Raw genomic sequence first — 26,161 nt, 5'->3', positions numbered from 1 at the left:
GACTGATCGGAAGCTCACTCATGGAAAAAGTCCTTCTCATCACCGGCGGCTCTCGTGGGATCGGTGCTGCCACGGCCTTGCTTGCTGCCCGGCAGGGTTATCGGATCTGCATCAATTATCTGTCGGACCATCAAGCGGCCGAGCGGGTCTGCGCGCAAGTTCGCGAACTGGGGGCGCAGGTGATGGCGGTGCAGGCGGATGTCAGCGATGAAGACGAAATCATCGGCTTGTTCGCCCGGATCGATGCCGAGTGGGGGCCGGTGACGGCACTGGTCAATAATGCGGGCACCGTTTCGCAGGCGTCGCGGGTCGAGGACATGTCCGAGTTCCGCATGCTCCGGGTGATGAAAACCAACGTGGTCGGGCCAATGCTGTGTGCCAAGCATGCCTTGCGGCGCATGTCACCGCGGCATGGCGGCAAAGGTGGCAGCATCGTCAATGTCTCTTCGGTCGCCGCCCGACTGGGTTCACCGGGGGAATATGTCGACTACGCGGCCTCCAAAGGCGCCCTCGACACATTCACTATCGGTCTGGCGCGGGAAGTGGCGGGCGAGGGGATTCGGGTCAACGCAGTACGCCCCGGTTATATCTACACCGATTTCCATGTCCTGAGCGGCGATCCGCATCGGGTCAGCAAGCTCGAGCCCGGCATCCCCATGGGGCGTGGTGGCGTCGCCGAGGAAGTGGCCGAGGCGATCATCTGGCTGTTGTCGGAAAAGGCCAGCTACGCCACCGGGACCTTTATCGATCTGGGCGGCGGACGCTAGGGTCTGTTGACGTTTGGTGGCGAACCGCGTTGCGATGCCAACGTGTGCGAGGCAAGGCGCGGGATGCCGGTAATGGTTGTTCCCTTGGCAAATCCCGCAACGCAGCCTCGCGCACGTTGGCGCGCAACCCGAAGGGACGGGGCCCATTTGGCGCAGGGCTGCGTTGCTCGGAACTTATTTGGAACAACCAAACCGCGTTCCTCGCGCCTTGCCCTGCGCCAAATGGGCCTCCGTCGCGGTCGTCACCAAACGTCAACAGACCCTAGTCAGAACGAGCGAATGATCCGCCCCAAGGTTTCCATGGCTTTTTCCGAGGCATCATTCCACGGGCTGCCGTAGTTGAGGCGAATGCAGTTGCGAAAGCGCTGGGTCGGGGAAAAGATCGGGCCGGGGGCGATGCTGATGCCTTGGGCCAGAGCCATCTGAAACAGCTTCAATGAGTCCATTTGTTCTGGCAGTTCCAACCACAGGAAATAGCCGCCTGCCGGGTGGCTAACCCGGGTCTGCGCCGGGAAGTAGCGAGCGATGGCGCTGAGCATGGCGCTTTGTTGTTCTTCCAGGGCATAGCGCAGTTTGCGCAGATGCCGATCGTAGCCGCCGTGTTGCAGGTAGTCAGCGATAGCCGCCTGAGCGGGCATGGAGGCGCAGAGCGAGGTCATCAGCTTCAGACGCTCGATTTTCTGTGCGTAACGTCCGGCAGCGACCCAACCGATGCGATAGCCCGGTGCCAGGCTTTTGGCAAACGAGCCGCAATGCATCACCAAACCTTCCGTGTCGAAGGCCTTGGCCGGTTTTGGCGCTTGCGGGCTGTAATACAGTTCGGCATAGACGTCGTCTTCGATCAACGGCACCTGGTGCTGGCGCAGCAATTCCACCAACTCGCGTTTTTTGGCTTCGGGCATGGTGGCGCCCATCGGGTTTTGAAAACTGGTCATGCACCAGCACGCTTTGATCGGGTGCCGCTCCAGGGTGTGTGCGAGCACGCCAAGATCGATGCCATCGCGTGGATGCACCGGAATTTCTATCGCTTTGAGCTTGAGCCGTTCCAGCACTTGCAGGCAGGCATAAAACGCCGGCGCCTCGATGGCCACCAGATCGCCCGGCTCAGTGACGGCTTGCAGGCACAGGTTCAGGGCTTCCAGCGCGCCGTTGGTGATCAGCAGCTCCTCCATGGGCAACATCAAGCCGCCGACCATGTAACGCAGGGCGATCTGCCGACGCAATTGCGGATTGCCCGGCGACATATCGGTCACCACCATGCGCGGGTCCATCTCGCGGGTGGCGCTGGCCAGCGAGCGCGCCAGCCGTTGCAATGGAAACAGCGTCGGGCTCGGGAATGCCGAGCCGAAGGGCACGGTCTGCGGGTCCTTGATCGAGTCGAGAACGGAGAACACCAGTTCACTGACATCGACCTCGGTGGACTCACTGACCTGGCTGCTGATCTCGGGTTCGGAAAACTGCCGGGGCGCGTTGTTGTTGACGAAGTAACCGGAGCGCGGCCGCGCCCGGATCAGCCCGCGCCGTTCCAGCAGGTAATAGGCCTGGAACACTGTCGAAGGGCTGACTCCATAGGTCTGGCTGGCATAACGTACAGAGGGCACTCGTTGGCCGGGGCCCAGCACTCCGGAGCGGATCAGTTCAGCGATATCGTCGGCAAACTTTTCATAACGTTTCATCGGTTCTCGCTGACTGGCGGTCTGACTTTAAAAGGGTGACTACAAGAGCGATCAGCGATTGAGCGGGGCAACAAACCGGCTTTTCGCCAGGCTGCGCACACCGGAGTCACCACTGTTGATCACCTCGAAACTGATGCTTTGCGAGCTGCTGCTCGGATGTTCGGCGAGCATCGCTACCGACACCGGCACATCGATGATTTCCCCGGCGGCAAGGCTGACCTCGGTTTTGCCCTGTAACTGGAAGCCGTCGCCGTCCACAAGCGTCAGATGATACTGCTGACGTTGCTGGGTTTTGTTGATGATTTTCAGGCTGTAGATATTTTCGATCTGGCCTTGACTGTTTTCCCGGAACAGACCCCGATCCTTGCTGACATCCAGCGAGACCATCGGCCGCTCCACCAACGCCATGACTAACGCGCCGATCATCAGCAACAGTACCGCGCAGTAGCCAATCAAGCGGGGGCGCAATAGATGGGTGTGACCGCCTTGCAGCACACGCTCGGAGGTGTAACTGACCAGGCCACGCTCATAACCCATTTTGTCCATGATCGAATCACAGGCATCGATACACGCCGCGCAACCGATGCACTCCATCTGCAAGCCATCCCGAATGTCGATCCCGGTCGGGCAGACCTGCACGCACATCTGGCAATCGATGCAGTCGCCCAGACCCAGCGAAGCAGGCTCGACCTCACGTTTACGCGGCCCACGGTTTTCGCCACGCGCGGCGTCGTAGGAGACGGTGAGGGTGTCTTTGTCGAACATCACGCTTTGAAAGCGCGCATAAGGGCACATATGCATGCAGACCGCTTCACGCAGCCAGCCGGCATTGATGTAGGTCGCACCGGTGAAAAACAACACCCAGAACAGACTGACGCCACTCAGTTGCAAGGTCAGCAGTTCATTGGCCAGCGGGCGAATCGGGGTGAAATAGCCGACGAACGTCAGGCCGGTCAGCAGACTGATTGCCAGCCACAGACTGTGCTTGGCCGAGCGCCGCAGCAGCTTGTTCATACCCCAGGGGGCGGCTTGCAACTTGATCCGCTGATTGCGCTCACCCTCGGTGAGTTTCTCGCACCACATGAAAATCCAGGTCCAGGAACTCTGCGGGCAGGTGTATCCGCACCAGACGCGACCGGCGAACACCGTGATCGCGAACAAACCAAAGGCACAGATGATCAGCAACGCCGACAGCAGAATGAAATCCTGAGGCCAGAACGTCGCACCGAAAATATGGAATTTACTGTCGGCCAAATCCCAGAGCACAGCCTGACGCCCACCCCAATCCAGCCAGACGGTGCCGAAAAACAGCAGAAACAGAAAGCCTGCGCCGCTCAAACGCAAGTTGCGGAACAGCCCAGTGAAACTGCGGGTATGGATCAGATTGTCGCCGGACTTGACCTTCACTTTTGCTTTGGAAGGTTCGACGAGTTCAATGATCTGGACAGGGATTCTTTCGCTCATGGTCGGATGCTCATCAGCCTCTATCAGGCCGGTGAACTATGGGCGCTCAACTGTTTGCATAACAGGCTCAGGTATTTGAATAAAAAGCGGATCAGATGAGGTTTCTGACCTATCCCTGGCCTATCCGATCGGGAGGTTTCGAGCGTCAGGTATTGATCTGCGACTAACGGCAGGGGCTAATCGGGAGCGGAAAACGGCACGATCAGGAGTCGATTTATGAAACAGCTCATTGAAATGACGTTTTTTGTCTCCTCGGCGATGGTGATGGTGATGGTGATGGCGATGGCTGAAACGTCTGTTGTTGATCGATATGTCAGGGCGATATTCGATCATGACGGTTCATTGATTGAGAAACAGGGTGATGGGTTGCTGGGCATCGATGTCGAGCAGCGCCCTGAGCAAACCATCCTGACGCTGGTGACCAAGCCCCAAACGTTCAAAACCGCGCCGCGCTGTGTGATGGGTTGGCAGCGACCCGAGGACATGGTGATGGATTATTTTCTGGGCACTGCCGCAGCAGTGAACGGCAGCTCAGCGCCGGGCAAAATCGTCGTGAGGATGAACCTGAAGAGTCTGCGAGAGAGTCGGGCGCGTTTTCCCGTGACGGTGATCTGTTATTAGCTCTATCGCTTTCACGGACAAACCCACAGACCCAGATACGACGAACAGGGGGACATCGCAACAGCGGGTTACTCCGCAACGGTGTGATGCCGTTTGTCCTGCGCACCATAGACGGTCAGGGCGTCGGCTTCTTCTTCGGTAATGGGCACGTTTTTGCCACCGACCTGGGCTTCAGACATATGCGTGGTGTCGTTGGTGGTGATGACCACGTTGTTCACACGGCTTTGATAACGGACGTCCTCAATCAACGCGGAGCAGTGTTCATGGGTGCTATCGAATTCCAATGACATGCGTGTACTCCTTGATGAATTTATTCAGGAGGATGACCGTCAAGAATCGCCGGTGGCTCCTCGGTGGGCGGGTCGCCCTTGGGTGGCTCGGACGCCGGCGGTATGGTGGGTGGCGGGTCCTGCTCGGGCTTTGGCACGGGCAATGCCGGATCGTCAATCATTGGGTCAGGCGGTTTAGGTGGGATAGGGATACTCATCAGATTTACCTCTACATTCCATTTAGCTCATGGATTGTCCAACCCTCAACCGGTTGGACCGCCTGGCCACGCAAATGACTCCAGCCTTTGCGAAAGCACGGTCTAAGCTCACCTTCGCGATCAAACCCTTTTGAACTTTTCCCTTCTGCCCGCGCTCGGAAACTATGCGGCCCGGCGAGGAGTATCAGCGCAGGAATGGGCTCGCTCATTTTTTTCAATCGCATGGATTTTGCTGAAGAAGCGTCTCTTTATAAGGGCGTGAGGAGTGATGCACGATGAATGTGACCGCTGATCAGCCCTACGGCCCGGATTCTTTGGCCAGCGATGTTCCACACCAGACACATCCCCTGACCCTGACCCAGGCCCTGCAAATGCCGCGCATCGTGTTCGAAAACACAATGCCGGTGATTGAGGGCGGGTTGTTTGCGGTGAAGGCGATCATCGGGCAGCCGGTGAAGGTGACCAGCAAGGTGTTTGCCGACGGGCACGACAAGATGGTGGTGCTGATTCGTTGGCGTGCCGCTGATGAAGAGGATTGGCACAGTACGCCGATGCAAGAACTGGTGAATGACAGTTGGGAGGGTGAGTTCACCCCCTCGTCCGTCAGTCGCTGTGTGTTCAGGCTCGAAGCGTGGATCGATCAGTTCGCCACTTATCGTTATGAGTTGCAGAAAAAATATGTCGCTGGCGTGCCGATCGGTCTGGAGCTGGAAGAGGGCCGCATTCATCTGACGCAAGCGGTTGAACGCAACCAGGGCGAACTGCGAGAGCACCTTGCTGCTGTGATCGAGCAATTCGGGCAAAGCGATCCCGAGGCTCAGGTTGGCTTGCTGCTGAATGGTGAAACTATGGCGCTGATGGCCCAGGCCGAAAACCACGCTTACCTGAGCCGCAGTGTCGATTTTCCGCTGGATGTAGAACGTGAGTTGGCGCAGTTCGCCAGTTGGTATGAACTGTTTCCGCGTTCGGTGACTGAGGATCCGGCGCGCCACGGCACGTTCAATGATGTGCTACGCCGCCTGCCGATGATTCACGACATGGGCTTCGACGTGCTGTATTTCCCGCCGATCCACCCCATTGGTCGTGCCTATCGCAAGGGGCCGAACAATTCGCTGGAAGCAGGACCGGATGACCCGGGCAGCCCATACGCCATTGGCGGCGTCGAGGGCGGTCATGACGCGATTCACCCCCAGTTGGGCACCCGCGAGGATTTCCGCAATCTGGTGCAGGCCGCGGCTGTCTATGGCCTGGAGGTCGCGCTGGATTTTGCCATTCAGTGTTCCCAGGACCATCCGTGGCTCAAGGAGCATCCGGGCTGGTTCTCCTGGCGCCCCGACGGCAGCATTCGCTACGCGGAAAATCCGCCGAAGAAGTATCAGGACATCGTCAACGTCGACTTCTATGCTTCCGACGCAATCCCCGGTTTGTGGCTGGCGCTGCGCGATGTCGTGCTGAGCTGGATCGGCGAGGGAGTGAAGATCTTTCGCGTCGACAATCCGCACACCAAGCCGCTGCCGTTCTGGCAATGGATGATTGCCGATATTCGCAGCCAATACCCGGAAGTGATATTTCTCGCCGAAGCTTTTACCAAGCCGGCGATGATGGCGCGCCTGGGCAAGGTCGGGTATTCCCAGAGTTACACCTATTTCACCTGGCGCAACACCAAGGCCGAGCTGGCGGAGTACTTCGCGCAGTTGAATCAGTCGCCCTGGCGTGACTGCTTCCGGCCCAACTTTTTCGTGAACACACCGGACATCAATCCGTTTTTTCTGCATGAGTCGGGTCGCGCCGGGTTTTTGATCCGCGCGGCGCTGGCGACCATGGGCTCGGGCCTGTGGGGCATGTATTCCGGGTTTGAATTGTGCGAAGCAGCGCCAGTGCCGGGTAGGGAAGAGTACCTGGACTCGGAGAAGTATCAGGTGCGGCCGCGGGATTACAACGCGCCGGGCAACATCATTGCCGAGATTGCCCAGCTCAATCGCATTCGCCGGCAAAACCCGGCGTTGCAGTCGCATTTGGGGCTGCAGATCTACAACGCCTGGAACGACAACATCCTCTATTTCGGCAAGCGTAGCGCCGATGGCAGCAACTTCATTCTGGTGGCGGTCAGCCTTGACCCGTTCAACGCCCAGGAAGCGCATTTCGAACTGCCACTCTGGGAGATGGGCCTGCCCGATGACGCCGCGACTTCAGGTGAAGACCTGATGACCGGCCATCGCTGGACCTGGTATGGCAAAAATCAATGGATGCGCATCGAACCCTGGTATCAGCCTTTTGGCATCTGGCGTATTCAGACCACGAATTAAAGGGAACTGACAATGGCGAAGAAACCCAGGCTCGCGGCCTTTATCGATGATCCGCTGTGGTACAAGGACGCGGTGATTTATCAGGTTCATGTAAAGTCTTTTTTTGATTCGAATAACGATGGGATCGGCGATTTTCCCGGCCTGATCACCAAGCTCGACTACATTGCCGAGCTTGGGGTCAATACTATCTGGCTGCTGCCGTTCTACCCCTCGCCGCGTCGTGACGACGGCTATGACATCGCCGATTACCGAGGCGTGCACACCGACTACGGCACGATGAGCGATGCCAAAAAGTTCATTGCCGAGGCCCACAAGCGTGGACTGCGGGTGATCACCGAGCTGGTTATCAACCACACATCGGACCAGCATCCGTGGTTCCAAAAGGCCAGGACCGCGAAGCGTGGCTCCAAGGCGCGGGACTTTTACGTATGGTCGGACAGCGACCAGAAATACGACGGCACGCGAATCATTTTTCTCGACACCGAAAAGTCCAACTGGACCTGGGACCCGGTCGCCGGCCAGTACTTCTGGCACCGTTTTTATTCGCACCAGCCAGACCTGAACTTCGACAACCCGCTCGTGCTGGAAGCGGTGCTGCAAGTGATGCGTTACTGGTTGGACATGGGCATCGACGGCCTGCGTCTGGATGCGATTCCGTACCTGATCGAGCGCGACGGCACCAACAACGAAAACCTGCCCGAGACCCATCAGGTGCTCAAGCAGATCCGTGCCGAAATCGACGCCAACTACCCTGACCGCATGCTGCTGGCCGAAGCCAACCAATGGCCCGAAGACACACAGTTGTATTTTGGAGATACAAAAGGCAAGGACGGCGATGAATGCCACATGGCGTTCCACTTCCCGCTGATGCCGCGCATGTACATGGCCGTGGCTCAGGAAGACCGCTTTCCGATCACCGATATTCTGCGCCAGACTCCGGAAATCCCCGCGAACTGCCAGTGGGCGATTTTCCTGCGCAATCACGATGAGTTGACCCTGGAAATGGTCACCGATCGTGAACGCGATTACCTTTGGAACTATTACGCTGCCGATCGTCGGGCCCGGATCAATCTAGGCATCCGTCGGCGGCTGGCGCCGCTGGTCCAGCGTGATCGACGTCGCGTCGAGTTGCTCAACAGCATGCTGCTGTCGATGCCCGGCACACCGACCTTGTATTACGGCGATGAAATCGGCATGGGCGATAACATCTATCTGGGCGACCGCGATGGCGTGCGCACGCCGATGCAATGGTCCATCGACCGCAACGGCGGCTTCTCTCGCGCCGACCCGGCGAGCCTGGTGCTGCCGCCGATCATGGACCCGTTGTACGGGTATCAGTCGGTCAACGTTGAAACTCAACATAACGACCCGCATTCGCTGTTGAACTGGAACCGGCGCATGTTGACGGTGCGTAAACAGCAAAAGGCGTTCGGGCGTGGCACCTTGAAAATGCTGTCGCCGACCAATCGCCGGATTCTTGCCTACACCCGTGAATACACCGGGCCGGACGGCAAGACCGAGATCATTCTGTGTGTGGCCAACGTTTCCAGCGCGGCTCAGGCGGCGGAACTCGAATTGTCGTCGTATGCCGGAATGGTCCCGGTCGAGATGCTGGGTGGTAGCGCCTTCCCGCCCATTGGCCAGCTTACTTACCTGCTGACGTTGCCGCCTTATGGCTTCTATTGGTTCCTGTTGGCCGCAGAAAACCAGATGCCGAGCTGGCACATTGAACCGGCGAAAAGCATGCCGGACTTCCCGACCCTGGTCCTGAAAAAGCGTCTCGAAGAACTGCTCGATGAGCCGTTGCGCAGCACCATGGAACAGACCTCATTGGCGGTTTACCTGCCTAAACGCCGCTGGTTCGCGGGCAAAGACAAAGCCATCGATCAGGTCAAAATCGCGTATGCGGTGCGCTTCGGCGATCCGCAGCATCCGGTGTTGTTGAGCGAGCTGGAGGTTACGGCAGGTGATCATCAAGGTCGCTACCAATTGCCGTTCGGTCTGTTGGCCGAAGATGACATCAGCAGCGCGTTACCTCAGCAATTGGCACTGGCCCGTGTACGGCGTGGGCGTCAGGTAGGGTTGATCACGGATGCCTTCACCCTCGAAACCTTCATCCGGGCGGTCGTTCAGGGCATGCAGGCCGACACGTTACTGCCGTGCAGCGAAGGCGAGTTGCGCTTCGAACACACCGCCGAAATGACCCGGTTGGGACTGAACAACGAATCCGAAGTGCGTTACCTGTCGGCTGAGCAGTCCAATAGCTCGGTGGTGGTCGGTGCCAGTCTGGTGCTGAAACTGATTCGTCGTATCAGCGCAGGCACTCACCCGGAACTGGAGATGGGTGCGTACTTGACTGCTGCTGGCTTTGGGCATATTTCACCGTTGCTGGGTTCGATAGTGCGTGTCGATAAAGAAGGGCAAAGCAATCTGTTGATGATCGCTCAGGGGTATTTGAGTAATCAGGGCGATGCCTGGGAGTGGACTCAGAACAACCTGGAGCGGGCGGTACGCGATGAACTGTCCCATGGCCGTTCCGAGCAGGATCAGCATTACAACGCGTTGTTGGAGTTGTCGGATTTTTCTGCCTTGTTGGGGCAGCGTCTGGGCGAGATGCACCAAATACTGGCAGCGCCGACCGACAATCCGGATTTTTCCGCTGAACTCACCAACATCAAGGACAGCGAGCAATCGGGTAAAAGTGTGGCGGCTCAACTGGAGCGCGCCCTGCAATTGCTGGAGCAGTACAAAGGCAGTCTGGAGCCCGCTGATCAGGCCTTGGTCACTGAGCTGATGAGCAAGCGCAAGCCGGTGCTGGCCCACATTCTGATGCTCGCCAAACGCTCGGTGGGAGGATTGCGCATGCGTGTGCATGGCGATTTGCACCTGGGCCAGGTGTTGGTGGTCAAGGGCGATGCTTACTTGATTGACTTTGAGGGCGAGCCGGCGCGTTCATTGATCGAACGCCGGGCCAAGTACAGCCCGTTGAAGGATGTCAGTGGCGTGCTGCGTTCATTCGACTATGCGGCGGCCATGGCCGTGCGCAATGCGCAAAGTGTGGACAGCTCGGCTGAAGCCGTGACCGCTCGACAACGGGTGGCGCAAACCTACTTGACCCAGGCTCGCGAGGCATTTATTGAAGGTTACCGCTTGGCGACCACGGACCTGGCCCATGCCTGGAAGGACGCCAAGGGCGAAAGCGCTGCATTGGAATTGTTCACGTTGGAAAAAACCGCATATGAAGTAGTCTACGAAGCGGAGCACCGCCCCAACTGGTTGGCTGTTCCTTTGCAAGGCTTACGTGGACTGCTGACTTTGTCTGATGGAGAATCAAAAAAATGAATGCACCTAAGGAATACGGCAGGGGCACAGTGGAATTGCTGCCCGGCGCGGCCGATATGGATGCGTTGATCCGTGCTGAACATCACGACCCGTTCTCTATGCTCGGGCCCCATGTCGACGGCAAAGGCGGACAATTTATCCGCGCCTATCTCCCTGCAGCGCTGAGCGTGCAGGTGCTGTCGCGCGAGGGTGAACACGAATTGGGCACCCTGGAGATGAGCGAGGTGCCGGGATTTTTCGCCGGTCACTTTCCCAACGCACAACCCTATTTGTTGAAGATCAATTGGGCGGGCGGCGAGCAAATCACCGAAGACCCTTACAGCTTCGGCCAGTTGCTGGGCGAGATGGACCTGTATCTGTTCGCTGAAGGCAATCACCGGGACCTGAGCAGTTGCCTGGGAGCGCAGGTCACCAATGTCGATGGCATCGACGGCGTGCGTTTCGCGGTGTGGGCGCCCAATGCGCGTCGTGTGTCGGTGGTCGGTGGCTTCAATAATTGGGATGGCCGTCGTCATCCGATGCGTGTGCGTTATCCCACCGGCGTTTGGGAGTTGTTCATTCCCCGGCTCAAACCCGGCGAAGCGTACAAATACGAAATTCTTGGCGCCCATGAAATCCTGCCGCTCAAGGCCGATCCCGTGGCCCTGGCCACGCAAATGCCGCCGGAAACGGCGTCTGTGGTAGCGACGCCGCTGCAATTCGACTGGCAAGACAACGGCTGGATGCAATCGCGCGGCGAGCGCCATTCGGCAAATGCGCCGTTGTCGATCTATGAATTGCATGCCGGTTCCTGGCAGCTCGATCACAGCGATGAATTCGTCGTTCGCCAATACAACTGGCGTGAACTGGGCGACCGTCTGATTCCGTACATCAAGGAACTGGGCTTCACCCATATCGAACTGATGCCGATCATGGAGCACCCCTTCGGCGGTTCCTGGGGTTATCAACCGTTGTCGCAATTCGCGCCGACCGCTCGCTTCGGTTCGCCGCAAGACTTTGCTGCTTTCGTCAACGCCTGTCACCTGGCCGATATCGGCGTGATCCTCGATTGGGTGCCGGCGCATTTCCCGACCGATACCCACGGTCTCGCGCAGTTCGACGGCACCGCGCTGTATGAGTACGGCAACCCGCAGGAAGGCTTCCATCAGGATTGGGACACGCTGATCTACAACCTGGGCCGCACCGAAGTGCATGGCTTCATGCTCGCGTCGGCATTGCATTGGCTCAAGCATTTTCACGTTGACGGTCTGCGCGTGGATGCGGTGGCCTCGATGTTGTACCGCGACTATTCACGCAAAGCGGGAGAGTGGGTGCCCAATCGCCATGGCGGCCGTGAGAATCTGGAAGCCATCGACTTTTTGCGCCACCTCACTGACGTCGTCGCCCTGGAGGCACCCGGCGCGATGGTTATCGCCGAAGAGTCCACTGCCTGGCCCGGTGTGAGCCAAAGCACGCAACAGGGCGGGCTGGGTTTTGCCTTCAAATGGAACATGGGCTGGATGCACGACACCCTGCATTACATGGAGCAGGACCCGATCCATCGCGCCCATCACCATAACGAGCTGAGTTTCGGCCTGGTGTACGCATGGTCCGAGAAATTCATCCTGCCGATTTCTCACGATGAAGTGGTGCACGGCAAGCATTCGCTGATCGACAAGATGCCCGGTGACCGCTGGCAGAAGTTCGCCAACGTGCGCGCTTATCTGGCGTTCATGTGGACGCATCCAGGCAAGAAGCTGTTGTTCATGGGCTGTGAATTCGCTCAATGGCGCGAGTGGAACCACGACGAACAACTGGATTGGTACTTGCTGCAGTACGCCGAGCACATTGGCGTGAAGAAGCTGGTGAGCGACCTCAACCGGATTTATCGCGCTGAACCGGCGCTGCACGAACAAGATTGCGTGCCTCAGGGGTTCCAATGGCTGATCGGCGATGACGCCGCCAACAGCGTGTTCGCCTGGCTGCGCTGGAGCAAGGAGGGCGAGCCGTTGCTGGTGATTGCCAACCTCACGCCCGTGCCACGTGAGGGATATCGGATCGGCGTTCCGTACGCCGGGCTGTGGACCGAACTGTTGAACAGTGATGCGAGCACCTATGCCGGCTCCAATGTTGGCAATGGCGGCGGCGTGCAGACCGACGACAGCAAAAGCCATGGCATGCCGGTGTCGCTGGTACTCAACCTGCCGCCGTTGGCGGTGTTGATATTGAAGCCTCAGGGGGAGTGATTTCGGCTGACGCCGCGGCCTGACACGCCGCGGCGTCATCCCTGACACCCTGCATTCACCAACTCACCCGAACCCCCACATTCCCCGCCACGCTATTCAAACTGTTGCCATCCAGATTGCTGCTGTAATCGGCACTCAGATAAAGACTGACACCCGCCGCTAAAGTCGCCACCACGCCGACGCCCACGTCTGCCGTGGTCGATGCGTGTTCAGTTTTTATTGTGTCGACATGGTCGAAAATGACGGTGTCAGAACCGCCGAAGTTGCGCCACAGATTGCTGCGAACATACGGTTCGATCGGCATGCCCTGAACGATGTAACGACCCTTTAACCGAGCGCCCAGGCGACCGGAGGTGTAGGCCTGGGAATCAAATGACACATCGGAAATTCCGTCATTCTGGCTGTCGAGGTGGACGCGCTGGTTGATCAGTTGCGCCTGGGGTTCAATCACCCAATTCGGCGAAATTGGTATCGGATAACCCGTTTCCAGGGACAGGCTCAGAACATGACCATGGGTGTCGATTTTGATACCTCGGTCAGATCTGCTGGAACCGTCCAGCCGCGTGCCCATTACTACCGCGTCGATATACCAGCCGGCCGGGTCAGTCAGCGTCCAATAGGCGCCGAGGCTGTCGCCTTCGATTTTCAGCGTGCCGGTTGAGCGGTCATGAAAGCCCTCGGCAAAACCCTCGACATGGCCGTCCAGGCGGCTGTGGCCAACGAACAATCCCACCCGTTGCACGTGTCCGCCGCCGGTTTGGGAGGCGTAGAGGTCATTGCCGACCTGAAAGCCCGTGAGCGAAGCATCCAGGCTCGGATCGACCGTGCCGGACCAGCTTTGCTTGAAGTCGTTGCCATACGCTCGGCCCCAGCCTGCGGGTACGACACCGGTTTCGGTCAACAGGCTCTGTTCACCCAGGCGATCATGGAATGTGCCCAGCGCACTGAGCGTCAGCACGGCGGCGGCGGGCGGGACGACGGCGTAGTTAGGGACTTCCAGGCGATAAAGCGGAATCGGCGCAGCGCCCGCCACGGCTGCGGGCAGCGCCGGTGTGCCAATGGCTGCCACGGGGGCAACTGCAGCGGGCTGCACCGCGGATTGCGTCGGCGTGAGGGGCTCGGTGGGCGGGGAGGCCGGTGGAGTCGGCGGCGGGGTAACTGGTGGAGCGACCGGTGGAGTCGGCGGCGGGGTAATTGGTGGAGCGACCGGTGGAGTCGGCGGCGGGGTAGTTGGTGGAGCGACGGGTGGAGCCTGCGGCGGGGTAGCTGGTGGAGCGACGGGTGGAATAACCGGCGGAGCGACTGGTGGTGGTGGTGGTGGTGGTGGTGGCAGGGCAACCACCGCCGAGCGTAGATACCAGCTGTTTTCCGAACCGGCCGTAACGCCGCCCTTGAACAGGTAGTATTGATAAGCACCTGCCGACACCGAATTTTTCAGCGAGAAAGCCGAGCTATCGCTGGTCGCACCATTGGTGGCTTCCACCACCTGAATGCCGTTCTGCTGGGTAAACCCACCGACACCCCCGAGATTGCTGATGGTGATTTGCGTGGTGCCGCTCAGTGTTCCTCGGTCCACCACCAGTTTGTCGCTGGGGGAGGTGTCATCACCCACGACCGACTGCACCATTAACTGACCGTTGTTACCGACGTAGTTGCCGTGCACGGTCAGTGTGTCGTTAGCGCTGTTACTGCCGGAGGTCATGTCGAGGGTGCCGGCGTTATTGAGCGCCGCCAACTGGCCACTGGTGAAAGAGCGGATGCTGCCCGCAACTGATGTCAACGTGCTGCTTGCGTCGATATTGAACACCCCGGTACCGGTGCCGCTGTCGCCAAGGACGAATTCGCCTGCGAGGTCGAATCGTGAACCATTGTTCAGGTTGACCGTTTCCCAATTGGTGTAGCGGGATGGAGTGGATGAAGTGGTGGCGTCGAAGGTCAGCACGTCAACACCGGGACCACCGTCCACGCGAGGTGTGCTGCTGAGGATGGCTTCAGTGAGTGCGTGAAGGGTCGCGGTGTCGTTATTTTCGCCCATCAACACTGCCGACTTGATGATGCCTGCGCCGTTCCAGATGAAGGTGTCATTGCCGAAGCTGGTGCGTATTTCACCGTCCACTTCACCGCCGCTGATGGTGACGCTGTCATCACCACCACTGACACTGATGTTGCCGCCGATCGTGCCACCGGACACGATGATGGTGTCCTTGCCAAAACCGGTCACCAGATTCCCGATAATTCGGCCGCCGGACATGTTGAAGATATTATTGTCGAGCTTCATGTCCACGCGACCAATCGTACCGCCGGTCACGGTGGCCACATCGCCATCTTCAAATGCGCCGATGATAGTGCCGCCGGTCATAAGGAAAGTATCCCGCCCATCGCCCTGCGCCAGGGATTGGATTGTCCCTCCGGTCATGATGAAGCTATCTATCCCGCTGCCTTGGTGCACCGCCCCCGAGACTGTCCCCGCGTTGATTTCAAAGCTGTTGGCACCGTTACCCAGATCGACCGCGCCGACGATGCTGCCGGAGTCCATCACGATTCGATCCGCGCCAGGGCCAAAAGTGACGGCGCCATTGACAGTGCCCGTCCCCTCGATGGGAAAGGTCAAGGTATTGTTGCCTTGAAGATCGATCAGAGGGCCGCTGCTGCCACTGTCACAGGTAAAAGTGTCGTTGCCGGGGCTGGCAACCAGTGTGCACGCTGCCTGAGCTTCAGAACTCAGGAGCATCAATAACGAGGCTAAAAGGACGTGTCGGCGTGTTGGCCAATATCTCCATTCACAGCCAGTAGGCACTAACGACTTTGTCATGAACGCTCTCCCTGAGCGCGTGACTCAGGGCGGGTTCATGATTGAAGTTTTGCCCTTTGGCCACACAACAACGGCAACAAAAGACCGGTTTTTAGTACTGCAGACGGCCTTTAACTGAACTTCCATATGTCAGTTAGTGATAGCTAAGAAGGGATAACCCTTGGCGTCAAGAACCTGAGCGACCGGTGGTAGTGTCAGATCAGGCAGGAAAGCCATGCCTCGCGCGGCGAGACAGCAGCACCGTCAGTGTCAGACCGGCCAACGACAGCACCGCGGCACAGAAGAAAATCCACGCATAACCCAACCCCAGGGCGATGCTGCCCATGACCGGTCCGGCAATCGCCAACGCCAGATCGAAGAACACCGCATACGCACTCAAGCCCGCGCCGCGACTGGAGGTTGGCACCTGTTTGATTGCCTCGACGCCCAACGCCGGATAAACCAGCGACAGGCCGAAGCCGGTCAGGCCTGCGCCGATCAACGCGACCCCGGTGTCGGGCGAAATCCACAGCAATATCAGGCCAAGGGTTTCAATCGCCATGCAGGCAATGGCAGCGTTGAAGCCGCCGAATCGCTTGATAGCGTTGATGAAAATCAGCCGCGACAGGATGAAGCAGGCACCGAAGACCGTCAGGCAATACGCCGCGCCATGCCAGCCTCGGCTCAGGTAGAACAGAGTGATAAAGGTGGTCAAGGTGCCGTAGCCAATGGACGCCAGCGTCAGGCTCAGGCCGTACGGAGCGACCCGTCCGAACACCGACCAAAAGGGCAGGCGCTCGCCACTGATGATGGGCACGGACGGTTTGTTGCGAATCAGCACCAGCGCCAGCAACGAGGTCACGCACAAGGCAATCCCGAGGCTGGCAAAGCCCAGGCCGTCGACCATGACTACACCGACCGGCGCACCAATGGCAATGGCGCCATAGGACGCAATGCCGTTCCAGGAAATCGCCCGAGCGGTGTGCTCCGCACCTACCTGGCCAATGCACCAACTGATGGTCCCCACCCCAATCAGCCCCTGTGCCACCCCAAGAAACACACGGGCGACAATGAGTATCGTCAGGCTCATCACGGGCAGGCTATCGAGCAGGGTCGCCAACAAGGTCAGCACGCCACTGACGACGATCCCCGACAAACCATAAATGATCGCGCGCTTGGTGCCGATGCCGTCCGCCACACGCCCGGCCATGGGGCGGCTGAGCAGGGTCGCCAGGTATTGCGAGCCAATGGTCACACCAGCGATCACCGCACTGAACCCCAATTGATCGTGGACGTAACCCGGGATCACCGCGATCGGCAGACCGATGCACAGGAAGGCAATGAAGGTATAAAACACGATGGAGACGATCTGTAGGGTGATCGCCATGGAGCTGGGAGGAGGTATCTGGAACGGCGGAGATTGTGCGGCAGACATGAGGCTCGTTCGCTGGCAGGCGGTTGGAGAACGCCATGATGGCCTGCGCGGGGGATAAAAGAAAGCAGGCTAACTATTTTAAAGCCCTGGGAATCCCGGAATCTGGGCATTCGCTCAACAATGCAAAAAGCCCCGTCACCAGGACGGGGCTTCTTCTACAGCAGAGGCTAAATCAGAACACGACGCCCTGGCTACGCAGGTAGTCATCGTAGGTGCCGCTGAAGTCGACCACACCGCTCGGGCTCAGCTCGATGATGCGCGTGGCCAGCGACGATACGAACTCACGGTCGTGGCTGACGAAGATCAGCGTGCCGGGATAGTTTTCCAGCGCCAGGTTCAGCGCCTCGATGGATTCCATGTCCAAGTGGTTGGTCGGTTCGTCCATGATCAGCACGTTCGGCTTTTGCAGGATCAGCTTGCCGAACAACATACGACCTTGCTCACCACCGGAAATCACCTTCACCGACTTGAGGATCTCGTCGTTGGAGAACAGCATGCGACCCAGCGTGCCACGAACCAGTTGTTCGCCACCCTGAGTCCAGCGACCCATCCATTCGAAGAGATTGGCCTCATCTTCGAAGTCCGACGCGTGATCCTGAGCGTAGTAGCCCAGCTCGGCGGCGTCGGTCCATTTTATCGTGCCGGCGTCCGGGGTCAGTTCATCGACCAAGGTGCGCAGCAGGGTGGTTTTGCCGATACCGTTCGGGCCAATGATCGCTACACGCTCACCCGCTTCAACGGTGAAGCTGAAGTCTTTGAACAGCGGCTTGCCGTCGAAACCTTTGGCCATGCGCTCGACGATGACCGCCTGGCGGTGCAGCTTTTTGGTCTGCTCGAAGCGAATGAACGGGCTGACCCGACTCGAAGGCTTGACCTCGGCCAACTGGATCTTGTCGATCTGCTTGGCGCGGGAAGTGGCCTGCTTGGCTTTCGAGGCGTTGGCCGAGAAGCGGCTGACGAACGATTGCAGTTCCGAGATCTGCGCTTTCTTCTTGGCGTTGTCCGACAGCAATTGCTCGCGGGACTGGGTCGCCACGGTCATGTACTCGTCATAGTTGCCCGGGAACAGACGCAGTTCGCCGTAATCGAGGTCGGCCATGTGCGTGCAGACACTGTTCAGGAAGTGCCTATCGTGGGAGATGATGATCATCAGGCTGCTGCGCTGGGTCAGGATGTTTTCCAGCCAGCGAATGGTGTTGATGTCCAGGTGGTTGGTCGGTTCGTCGAGCAACAGCACTTCTGGATTGGAGAACAATGCCTGCGCCAGCAACACGCGCAGTTTCCAGCCCGGAGACACTTCGCTCATCGGACCGTTGTGCTGTTCGATACCGATACCCAGACCCAACAGCAACTCACCGGCGCGAGATTCGGCGGTGTAGCCGTCCATTTCGGCGAACTCGGTTTCCAGCTCGGCCACGGCCATGCCGTCAGCTTCGGTCATTTCCGGCAGCGAGTAGATGCGATCGCGCTCGGCCTTGACCTTCCACAACTCTTCGTGACCCATGATCACGGTATCGATCACGGTGAATTCTTCGTAGGCGAACTGGTCCTGGCGCAGCTTGCCCAGACGCACGTTCGGCTCAAGCATCACCTGCCCACCCGACGACTCCAGATCGCCGCCGAGGATCTTCATAAAGGTGGACTTGCCGCAACCGTTGGCACCGATAAGGCCATAACGGTTACCGCCGCCAAACTTGACCGAGACATTCTCGAACAAGGGTTTGGCGCCAAATTGCATGGTGATGTTAGCTGTGGAGATCAAAGGCTTATCCTGCGGGGCTTTCAGATGTGTATTTAGGGATGTCTGCTATCTTTGGGCCAATTTTGGGCCAATTCACAAACGAATCGGCAGCTTATCGACCTCCTTCCAGTCGGAGGCGGAGCTGAGCCATTTGGCATAGGTAGAAAGCAGCATCTCGACGCTGTGTCCAAGTTGGTTGGCGATGAACGCAGGGTTCATGCCGACCATCAGGCACATCGTCGCGTATGTGTGGCGCGTGTCGTATTGACGCCGCTTTCGAATACCAAGAGCGTCAAGCGCGGACTTGAAGTGTTTGATTGTAACACTGGTCGTCTTGATCCACATCCCGCCTTTGCTCGGCGGAAAGACGTAGAGACTCTCCGGGTAGGCTGATTTCGAAGCCATTCGGCGCAAAGTGGCCAGGCGCCGCGCCTGGTCCAGAGCATGTAATGCCCGGTCATTGAGCAGGATCGTGCGCTGGCGTTTCGTCTTGATGCGCTCGACCGACTCCTGATCAACGATGATTCGCCGAATGATTGCTGTCTTGTTGTCGTAGTCAATGTCATCCCATTGGAGCGCCATGCCTTCGCCCGGGCGCAAGCCGGTGAAGAACATGAACTCGAAGAACGCGGCGTAAATCTGCGTGTACTTGATAGTGTTTTCGTAGAGGTAGGTGATGACCTGTTCGGCCTCTTCCCTGGTGTAAGGGTCGACGACCTTCTTGTTTAGCTTGGGGTTTTCGATGGAAGCGGTAGGACTCTTGGCGATCAGTCCATTAGCCACCGCAGTCTTGAAGACGCTGGCCAGCTTGATGATTGCATTGCGCTTCACTCCGGCAGATGCCCATTCCGTCTCGCCAACGATCGTACGGACCAGGGTTGGGGTAATCAGGTCTATCCTGCGTGTGCCCAGCGGCGTGCGAGAAAAAAGGCCAGCCAACTGCCACCTGGAAGTAGGCCGACCGTACCCCGATGCCTATCCGTTGGGATATTGAATCTTAAAGGTATGCGACAAAATGTCGCATACTGGCAAAAAATTCGAGTTATTGCTCGCCCGTAAGGCACTGAAAAGCGGGGCAAAAACAGTTCCTAAACTGGAAAGGCGAACCTTGTAGAATGCGGTTTGCAGCCTGCCTAAATCGCATTGGTTTCGGAACTGAAATAGCCTTGCAGGCCCTGTTTTTGCTGGGTTTGCCTATCGGATTGTAAATCCGCCTACGCCGGTTCGATTCCGACCTCGGCCTCCATCATAAACAAGCTCCGTAGATCCATGATTTACGGAGCTTTTTTATTGGGCTCATGCGCAAGATTTTGTCGCATATGCAGGCCCAGTAAACTTGCTTCAGCGGGTAGGGGTGTATATATTCCCTGCTCTTGGCGCTACCGCCCGAATGGCGAAATTGGTAGACGCAAGGGACTTAAAATCCCTCGTTCGTAAGGACGTGCCGGTTCGACCCCGGCTTCGGGCACCATATAAAACAAGGGCTTACGACAGACGAAGCCCTTGATTTGCGAGAAAGGGATTGCCGCAATTCTCAGATGTTGCCGCAATTCCCTATTTTGTTGATGTCACCTTCTTCCCTTTCCGATTGCGAATGTACTGCTCAGTCATGCCGACAGTGGTGTGTCCAAGCTGGTCCATGGCCTGGCGAATGTTCCCCGTTGATTCCTCTTTGTCTGTTGCCGCCTTGGCTCGCAGAACGCGCATTTGAAAGTCTGATTTCGCTATTCCTGCCGCCTCCCTCGCCAGATCAAACCGTCCCCTGAGCATTGAATAGGTCAGCGGCTGAGCGCTATCGTTTTCAGTGCTGCCAGTCTTTGGGAAATTGTTATCAAACACAGCTTGGGCCGCCCGGACTTCAAAGTGGACGCACGGGTATTGCGCCTCGGGTTACTCGACCACGGTTATAGCGAGCTGCCCATCGGCAGCGAACATGCAGTCGCTATAGGTAGCCTGCCTGATATCCATAAAGATCCCTTTGACCGCATTCTGGTAGCCCAAGTGTCGTGGAATCCGCACGATCCCCGCCAGGTGCGGGGGTCGTCGTTACTGGCGTCTGAAAAATGAAACCAGCCTTCCGTATCGTCGCCGACGGCGCCGATATCACCACCCACTATTAAGGTAGGCGCAGAAAGGAGGAGATGGACCTTGTTATTTGGAGGTTGCGCAGGCGAGGCGGTCAGGAGGAGTTACCGGTTAGGCAAAAATGACGACTGGGGCTTTCGTTGCTCGGTGCAGGGTCAAGTCAGGCGGCGCATACCCGCTGTCTTGGCCGCTTTACTGTCGAAGGTGACGATGTATCCGCATCCGGCGGCGTTGGCACTACGCTCTATCAGACAATCCGCAAAGTCTGCGTTGGCCTGCGAGTAGTGACGCAATGCTTGCCAAACAATTTCGGTGTTCTCGACAGTCAGCTCCCGAGTTCGCAATAGCGTTTCGAGCACCACGATGATTTCGCTTTTGGCGGAGTCGTAGCAGGACTGGAGCACCCAGACTAACTCCACCACCGAGACCATTGTGATATAGCCTGGAGAGGCTAGCGTCAGCGACTCTATTAGCTCGGCCGCTTTTGTTGACTGTTTTACATCATCCTGAGCAATGTATCTGACCAGCACATTAGTATCTAGACCAATCATATGGCTTTAGATCCCTGCTCCGCGATAGCCTGATTCATGTCCTCAATGCTTACCTCTCTGGATGGTAAGGAATTGTGAAAATCAACTTCTGTGCTTTTGCGGATTTACTAGAGGTAGGAGAGGTACCCTCAAGCTGATCAGGGCAGGGTGATGAATAACAGGTGCGCGCCGTTCAACTCGCAAACCTCTTCGTGCGACAAAAACTGGATGCTGCTCATGAGAGGACCAACTCCTTGATGGCCCCGACAGATTTATCTGTAGCTCTGGGCAGGAGGAGTCCTTGCCCGCCGGATAACGGCAGGCTTAGTAGATTTTGAAGGGGGAGTTAAACCGCCAGAATGTGACCGAACGGTACGCTGAAGCCCGCGGCATTGCGGTGACCGCCGCCGCCATACTGTTGAGCGATTGCTGAGACGTCCTCGCCGTCGTCAGAACTGCGCAGGCTGAAGAAGCGACCGTCTGGCGTGTCCCAGTAACAGGCAGCGAACGGCTCGCCGGTGCACATCAGATGCCCAGCCTCGCTGGTCAGCGTGTAGGGCAGATTTGCCACCGGCACATCGAAGCCGCCGATCACCATCCGGCGCTTGGTCACTCTGACCAGTTCAGCGACATCCTTGAGGTGCTTGCGCTCGAGGGCAACGCCGTCCGAGCGCAGCGTGCTGAGATCGGTCTCGAACAGACTGTCCCAGACTTCAAAGTCGTAGGGGTAGCTGAAAACGCTGGCTTGAATCTCGCGGGTGCCCTCCAGTTTGAACAGCCACAAGTCCCGGTCCTCGATGTGGTTGATCAGCGCCGGGCGCGGCGTGTCCGGAAAAAAGAAGTCCCAGGCAATGCCGGCGCCGGACCGGTTCATGTCGAACAGCGCGCCGATGAGAGGAGCGTCCGCGCAACTGCATTTGTACAGGCAGTTAGCCTTGAATTGCCCGTAGGTTTGGCCGGCGGACGGCAGATCCCTAAGGTCGTCCTGCGCCGTTTTGTGATGATCCAGAATCAACACGGATGCTGCGGTTTCGCTCATGGCTATCATCGTGTCGAACGGAAATGAGAAGTCGACGATGACAACGTGTTTGCCTGAGACGTCGGGGGCTGGCTTGCCATGGGTCGCGGCGTGAAACTCGATGTCGGCGCCCAGGGCTTTACGCACAACCCAGGCGGCGCCAAAGCCGTCGGCGCAGTTGCCGTGGTAAATGCAAATAGTCGGATGCTGATTTGTGCGCATGGGTGTTCCTCGACGGCCTGTACCGGCAGCATTGATTGTAAGGGAAAGAGTCAGGCGATCGCAGTTTTGAGCTGCGACCTTTGAACTTCTTCTTGTTCGGGTAACGATATTTTCCCGGAGTGTTGTGGTCGTGAAATTTACGTGATAATTTTTCATGAAATTATAAAAACATAATTTCATGAGGTGTTCATGTTTCAGCAATCTACCCAGCATGTCGCCAGCTATTACGCCCACAGTTGCGCCGATCGTTTGTCGACTCGAGCGGCTCTGGAAGGCGAACAAAACACCGAGGTGCTGATCATCGGTGCCGGCTTCAGTGGCCTGCATACGGCCTTGCGCCTGGCCTTGGCTGGCAAGCGAGTGACGTTGCTGGAAGCCAGCCGAGTTGCCTGGGCGGCGTCGGGGCGCAATGGAGGTCAAGCGATTCTCGGGTGGTCCTGTGATATGCCGCCGTTGGAGGCTGCGCTGGGTTATGAACGAGCGCGGCGGTTGTGGGACAGCATGCGCTGGGCCGCGCAGGAGTTGCGTGAGTTACCCGCGCGCCATGACTTCGATTGCGATTACCAGGCCGGCCATCTGTGGACTTCGGTCATGCCACGGCGGGTAAGCATCCTGACCGAGTGGCAGCGCGAGGCCAGCCACAAGTGGGGGCACGATGGCTTGCGATTTATTCCGCGTGCGGAGTTGTCGCAATGGGTCGCCAGCGAGCGTTATCAGGCGGGCCTGTTCGACCCCGAAGGCGGGCATCTGAATCCGCTGAAATTCGCGCTCGGCCTGGCCGCAGCCATAGAGTGTGCTGGCGGCTGCATCCATGAACAGAGCAAAGCGTTGAGCTATCGCGAAGAAGGCCATCAGTACCTGGTGACCACTGAACGCGGGTGCATCCGGGCTGATGTGCTGGTGCTGGCGTGCAATGCCTATCTCGATCGACTTGATCCGAAGCTGGCCAGTTGCGTGTTGCCGGTGGGTACCTACCAGGTGGCCACCGCGCCGCTGACATCGGAGCAGGCCACAGCGCTGCTACCGAGTAATGTCTGCGTCACCGATAACCAGTTCGTCCTCGACTATTTCCGTCGCACACCGGATAACCGCCTGCTGTTCGGTGGTGGCTGCACCTATCTGGGAGGCATGCCGAAGGACATCGCCGCAACGACCCGGCCTTTTCTGCAACGGGTCTTCCCGCAGCTTAAGGACGTCGAGTTGGAGTTTGCCTGGGGAGGGCATATCGACCTCACTCTCAAACGCACCCCCGACATCGGCCGGCGCGGTGACCTTTACTGGCTACAGGGCTACTCCGGACACGGTGTACTTCCAACTTTGGCCGGTGCCCGTGCAGTGTCCGACGCGATTCTCGGCCAGCCGGATGAGCTGGCCTTGTACCAAGGTTTGAGCAATAGCAGGTTCCCCGGCGGCAAACACCTGGCAGCACCATTGGAGGCCATCGGCAAGGCCTGGTATCGACTGCGCGATAGCATTTGATGAGCAATTTTTTGGAGCTCTGGCATGAACAAGCAAGAAGAAATCGCCGCGTTAGCGATCCTTATTCAGGACCTGCGCAAGCACAAGAAATACACCCTGACGGAGCTGGCGGAAAAAATCGGCCGCTCGGTAGGTTTTCTTTCCCAAGTCGAGCGCGGTATATCGCGCCCCACCGTGGCGGATTTGACGGCGATCAGCGAAACCCTCGGGGTGCCGACCACCTATTTTTACAATTTGCCAAAACCTAAGGAGGTGCCTTGGGTTACCCGGCCGGATGAGCGGCGCACGCTGTATTTCGCCAACGGAATTACTGACATTCTGGTTTCGCCGAGTATGTCGGCCACCTTCTCCATGCTTGATAGCCGGCTGGAGGCGGGTGCCCACAGTGGCGAGCGGCACTTGAGCGACAGCTCCGAGCAGGGCGGCTATGTCTTCGAAGGAGAGTTGACACTGTGGCTCGATGACGATGAGCCAGTCACCTTGTATCCCGGTGACAGCTTCCAGTTGGCCAGCCGTGCCCGTTGTCGCTACGGCAACCTCACTGAACATCCTGCCCGGGTCCTCTGGGTTTACACCTGATTGCCTCTAAGAGATCAAAGGAAGAACAACAATGGATACTCACTGCTTTGACCTGCTGGCCGAGGTTCGTGCTTTTCGTCAGAGCTACCCTCAGGTGCGTTACGTCGACCTGATTTCCCTGGATATTCCCGGGCACTTTTATGGCAAGCGCTACCCAGTAGAAATGCTCGAGAAGGTGGCGGCCGGTAGCGCCCTCAAGCTGCCGCAGAACTGCGTGCTACTCGGTGTCCAGGGTGGGCTGTTCAAGATTGGTGACTACTGCTTCAACGACGGCGACCCGGATGCCCGTCGCCGTCTGGTGCCCGGCACACTCAAGCCCGTGAGCTGGGAAGCACAACCGCTGGGGCAGATGTTGATTACCTCGGATGGCACTGAGGCGCCTATCGTTTTCGAACCACGCGAAGTCTTGGCGCAGGTCCTGGATCGCCTGCGCGGCAAAGGCATTCACCCGGTGGTGGCCTTCGAGCTGGAGTTCTATCTGTTCGATAAACAGCTGCGCGATGGACAGCCACAGTTCCCCCGCGATCTGCTGACGGACGATGCGGATGATCAGCCGAATATGCACATCGAACGGCTGACGCGCTTTTCCCCAGTGCTCGATGAAATGGTCGAGGCGGCGCGAGCCCAAGGCATCGATACCACCGTGATCACTGCCGAACTCGGGCCGGGCCAATTCGAGATAAATTTTGGTCACCTCGATGACGGCCTGCGTGCCGCCGACTGGGCAGCCCTATTTTGTCGCAGCACTCGTGGTGTCGCCCTCAAGCACGGTTACCGCGCCAGCTTCATGGCCAAACCTTACTTGCAGCACCCGGGCAGCGGCATGCACGTGCATGTCAGCCTCTACAACGCGGCGGGGAATAACCTGCTGGCGGCGAATCAACAGCTGGCGTTACGCCATGCGGTGGCCGGTTGCCTGGAGCTGCTACCGCATTGCATGCCGATCTTCGCACCGAACCAGAATGCTTTTCGCCGTTTGGGCGGCACAGTGAACGCCGCGACGCGGGCCAGCTGGGGTTTTGAGGATCGCGATGCCTGTGTGCGGATTCCCGAGTCGGACCCGCAGAACTTGCGAATCGAATATCGTCTGGCCAGCGCCGATGCCAATCCTTATTTAGTCCTGGCTGCGATTCTGGTCGGTCTGGAGAACGGCCTGGCCACCGGCCATGAACCGATCGCGCCGCTCAACGAAGACCGCAGTAGCGGCATCGATTTCCCGCTGGAAATTCTGGAAGCGGTGCGTGCCATGCAGCACGAGCCATGGATACGCGAGGGGCTGGGCGCGGAGTTTGTCGATGTCTACTGCGAAAACAAGCGCCAGGACCATCTGGCCTTTATGCAAGAGATCGGTGCGCGCGAATACCGCTGGTATCTGTAAGTGGCAGCTTGCAGT

The 26,161-nt window shown here is 58.2% G+C and carries 18 protein-coding genes, 1 tRNA gene and 1 pseudogene; 9 read left to right on the top strand and 11 right to left on the bottom strand.

Annotation, left to right across the window (positions count from 1 at the left end; translation table 11 throughout):
* The first annotated feature begins 20 nt into the window (after nt 1-20).
* Nucleotides 21-767: an SDR family oxidoreductase gene (locus AC1MEE_RS11535; RefSeq protein ID WP_480415461.1), complete on the top strand. Its 747-nt coding sequence runs from the start codon at nt 21-23 to the stop codon at nt 765-767.
* A gap of 266 nt (nt 768-1,033) precedes the next feature.
* Here the strand turns inward: AC1MEE_RS11535 and mapR are convergent, their stop codons facing one another.
* On the bottom strand, nt 1,034-2,443 hold the full coding sequence (gene mapR, locus AC1MEE_RS11530) for a GntR family transcriptional regulator MpaR (RefSeq protein WP_480415460.1): 1,410 nt from the start codon (nt 2,441-2,443) through the stop codon (nt 1,034-1,036).
* A 51-nt stretch (nt 2,444-2,494) separates the two neighbouring features.
* A complete protein-coding gene (gene ccoG / locus AC1MEE_RS11525) occupies nt 2,495-3,907 on the bottom strand; it encodes a cytochrome c oxidase accessory protein CcoG (RefSeq protein WP_480415459.1) in 1,413 nt (470 codons plus the stop codon).
* Nucleotides 3,908-4,123: 216 nt separating this feature from the next.
* On the opposite strand from ccoG, the gene AC1MEE_RS11520 reads away from it, so the two are divergent.
* Nucleotides 4,124-4,528, top strand: a complete 405-nt coding sequence (locus AC1MEE_RS11520; protein ID WP_480415458.1) for a hypothetical protein — start codon at nt 4,124-4,126, stop codon at nt 4,526-4,528.
* A gap of 68 nt (nt 4,529-4,596) precedes the next feature.
* Here the strand turns inward: AC1MEE_RS11520 and AC1MEE_RS11515 are convergent, their stop codons facing one another.
* Nucleotides 4,597-4,818 (bottom strand): DUF3203 family protein, encoded by a 222-nt coding sequence (locus AC1MEE_RS11515; RefSeq protein ID WP_480415457.1) that lies wholly within the window; start codon nt 4,816-4,818, stop codon nt 4,597-4,599.
* 20 nt (nt 4,819-4,838) lie between these two features.
* A complete protein-coding gene (locus AC1MEE_RS11510; protein WP_480415456.1) occupies nt 4,839-5,015 on the bottom strand; it encodes a hypothetical protein in 177 nt (58 codons plus the stop codon).
* Nucleotides 5,016-5,290: 275 nt separating this feature from the next.
* Here AC1MEE_RS11510 and AC1MEE_RS11505 point away from each other — a divergent pair, with 275 nt between their 5' ends.
* Genes AC1MEE_RS11505 through glgB form a run of 3 tightly spaced genes read left to right on the top strand, consistent with a single transcriptional unit; the run spans nt 5,291 to nt 12,888 of the window.
* Nucleotides 5,291-7,321 (top strand): alpha-1,4-glucan--maltose-1-phosphate maltosyltransferase, encoded by a 2,031-nt coding sequence (locus AC1MEE_RS11505; RefSeq protein WP_480415455.1) that lies wholly within the window; start codon nt 5,291-5,293, stop codon nt 7,319-7,321.
* 12 nt (nt 7,322-7,333) lie between these two features.
* Nucleotides 7,334-10,663 (top strand): maltose alpha-D-glucosyltransferase, encoded by a 3,330-nt coding sequence (gene treS / locus AC1MEE_RS11500; RefSeq protein WP_480415454.1) that lies wholly within the window; start codon nt 7,334-7,336, stop codon nt 10,661-10,663.
* Complete coding sequence (glgB, locus tag AC1MEE_RS11495; RefSeq protein ID WP_480415453.1) at nt 10,660-12,888, top strand: 1,4-alpha-glucan branching protein GlgB; 2,229 nt, start codon at nt 10,660-10,662, stop codon at nt 12,886-12,888. Before treS ends, glgB begins: the two co-directional genes overlap by 4 nt.
* A 55-nt stretch (nt 12,889-12,943) precedes the next feature.
* Here glgB and AC1MEE_RS11490 read toward each other — a convergent pair whose 3' ends face one another.
* The 4 genes from AC1MEE_RS11490 to AC1MEE_RS11475 form a co-directional block, all read right to left on the bottom strand.
* Nucleotides 12,944-15,700 carry an autotransporter family protein gene (locus AC1MEE_RS11490; RefSeq protein ID WP_480415452.1) on the bottom strand — a complete coding sequence of 919 codons (2,757 nt, stop codon included), beginning with the start codon at nt 15,698-15,700 and terminating at the stop codon, nt 12,944-12,946.
* A 199-nt stretch (nt 15,701-15,899) separates the two neighbouring features.
* Nucleotides 15,900-17,114: an MFS transporter gene (locus AC1MEE_RS11485; protein ID WP_480415451.1), complete on the bottom strand. Its 1,215-nt coding sequence runs from the start codon at nt 17,112-17,114 to the stop codon at nt 15,900-15,902.
* A 172-nt stretch (nt 17,115-17,286) separates the two neighbouring features.
* Nucleotides 17,287-18,876 carry an ABC-F family ATPase gene (locus tag AC1MEE_RS11480; RefSeq protein WP_480415450.1) on the bottom strand — a complete coding sequence of 530 codons (1,590 nt, stop codon included), beginning with the start codon at nt 18,874-18,876 and terminating at the stop codon, nt 17,287-17,289.
* A 72-nt stretch (nt 18,877-18,948) separates the two neighbouring features.
* Entirely contained in the window at nt 18,949-19,794 is an 846-nt protein-coding gene (locus AC1MEE_RS11475; protein WP_480415449.1) for a tyrosine-type recombinase/integrase, read from the bottom strand.
* Between the two features lie 445 nt (nt 19,795-20,239).
* Between AC1MEE_RS11475 and AC1MEE_RS11470 the strand changes: the two genes are divergently transcribed.
* A tRNA-Leu gene (locus AC1MEE_RS11470) sits at nt 20,240-20,326 on the top strand.
* An 83-nt stretch (nt 20,327-20,409) separates the two neighbouring features.
* On the opposite strand, the pseudogene AC1MEE_RS11465 reads toward AC1MEE_RS11470, so the two are convergent.
* From AC1MEE_RS11465 to AC1MEE_RS11455, 3 genes and pseudogenes are all read right to left on the bottom strand, one after another.
* Nucleotides 20,410-20,652 (bottom strand): annotated as a pseudogene (locus AC1MEE_RS11465) (tyrosine-type recombinase/integrase); the annotation flags it as partial.
* 443 nt (nt 20,653-21,095) lie between these two features.
* Entirely contained in the window at nt 21,096-21,491 is a 396-nt protein-coding gene (locus tag AC1MEE_RS11460) for a PIN domain-containing protein (protein ID WP_480415448.1), read from the bottom strand.
* A gap of 325 nt (nt 21,492-21,816) precedes the next feature.
* Nucleotides 21,817-22,710, bottom strand: coding sequence for a phosphohydrolase (locus tag AC1MEE_RS11455; RefSeq protein ID WP_480415447.1), 894 nt, complete (start codon nt 22,708-22,710; stop codon nt 21,817-21,819).
* A gap of 189 nt (nt 22,711-22,899) precedes the next feature.
* Here AC1MEE_RS11455 and AC1MEE_RS11450 point away from each other — a divergent pair, with 189 nt between their 5' ends.
* The 3 genes from AC1MEE_RS11450 to AC1MEE_RS11440 are packed head-to-tail and all read left to right on the top strand — an operon-like array spanning nt 22,900 to nt 26,146.
* Nucleotides 22,900-24,189 (top strand): NAD(P)/FAD-dependent oxidoreductase, encoded by a 1,290-nt coding sequence (locus AC1MEE_RS11450; protein ID WP_480415446.1) that lies wholly within the window; start codon nt 22,900-22,902, stop codon nt 24,187-24,189.
* Between the two features lie 24 nt (nt 24,190-24,213).
* Nucleotides 24,214-24,768 (top strand): helix-turn-helix domain-containing protein, encoded by a 555-nt coding sequence (locus AC1MEE_RS11445; RefSeq protein WP_480415445.1) that lies wholly within the window; start codon nt 24,214-24,216, stop codon nt 24,766-24,768.
* Between the two features lie 31 nt (nt 24,769-24,799).
* Nucleotides 24,800-26,146, top strand: a complete 1,347-nt coding sequence (locus AC1MEE_RS11440) for a glutamine synthetase family protein (protein WP_480415444.1) — start codon at nt 24,800-24,802, stop codon at nt 26,144-26,146.
* Nucleotides 26,147-26,161 lie beyond the last annotated feature (15 nt).

Source organism: Pseudomonas sp. ASL3, from assembly GCF_056680425.1.
Note: the sequence above shows the minus strand (reverse complement) of the source record. Positions and strands in the feature narration are given on the sequence as shown.

Bases quoted from the DNA above. Each gene is read 5' to 3' on its own strand.
- AC1MEE_RS11535 (WP_480415461.1), top strand. From the start codon at position 21: ATGGAAAAAGTCCTTCTCATCACCGGCGGCTCTCGTGGGATCGGTGCT.
- mapR (WP_480415460.1), bottom strand. From the start codon at position 2,443: ATGAAACGTTATGAAAAGTTTGCCGACGATATCGCTGAACTGATCCGC.
- ccoG (WP_480415459.1), bottom strand. From the start codon at position 3,907: ATGAGCGAAAGAATCCCTGTCCAGATCATTGAACTCGTCGAACCTTCC.
- AC1MEE_RS11520 (WP_480415458.1), top strand. From the start codon at position 4,124: ATGAAACAGCTCATTGAAATGACGTTTTTTGTCTCCTCGGCGATGGTG.
- AC1MEE_RS11515 (WP_480415457.1), bottom strand. From the start codon at position 4,818: ATGTCATTGGAATTCGATAGCACCCATGAACACTGCTCCGCGTTGATT.
- AC1MEE_RS11510 (WP_480415456.1), bottom strand. From the start codon at position 5,015: ATGAGTATCCCTATCCCACCTAAACCGCCTGACCCAATGATTGACGAT.
- AC1MEE_RS11505 (WP_480415455.1), top strand. From the start codon at position 5,291: ATGAATGTGACCGCTGATCAGCCCTACGGCCCGGATTCTTTGGCCAGC.
- treS (WP_480415454.1), top strand. From the start codon at position 7,334: ATGGCGAAGAAACCCAGGCTCGCGGCCTTTATCGATGATCCGCTGTGG.
- glgB (WP_480415453.1), top strand. From the start codon at position 10,660: ATGAATGCACCTAAGGAATACGGCAGGGGCACAGTGGAATTGCTGCCC.
- AC1MEE_RS11490 (WP_480415452.1), bottom strand. From the start codon at position 15,700: ATGACAAAGTCGTTAGTGCCTACTGGCTGTGAATGGAGATATTGGCCA.
- AC1MEE_RS11485 (WP_480415451.1), bottom strand. From the start codon at position 17,114: ATGTCTGCCGCACAATCTCCGCCGTTCCAGATACCTCCTCCCAGCTCC.
- AC1MEE_RS11460 (WP_480415448.1), bottom strand. From the start codon at position 21,491: ATGATTGGTCTAGATACTAATGTGCTGGTCAGATACATTGCTCAGGAT.
- AC1MEE_RS11455 (WP_480415447.1), bottom strand. From the start codon at position 22,710: ATGCGCACAAATCAGCATCCGACTATTTGCATTTACCACGGCAACTGC.
- AC1MEE_RS11450 (WP_480415446.1), top strand. From the start codon at position 22,900: ATGTTTCAGCAATCTACCCAGCATGTCGCCAGCTATTACGCCCACAGT.
- AC1MEE_RS11445 (WP_480415445.1), top strand. From the start codon at position 24,214: ATGAACAAGCAAGAAGAAATCGCCGCGTTAGCGATCCTTATTCAGGAC.
- AC1MEE_RS11440 (WP_480415444.1), top strand. From the start codon at position 24,800: ATGGATACTCACTGCTTTGACCTGCTGGCCGAGGTTCGTGCTTTTCGT.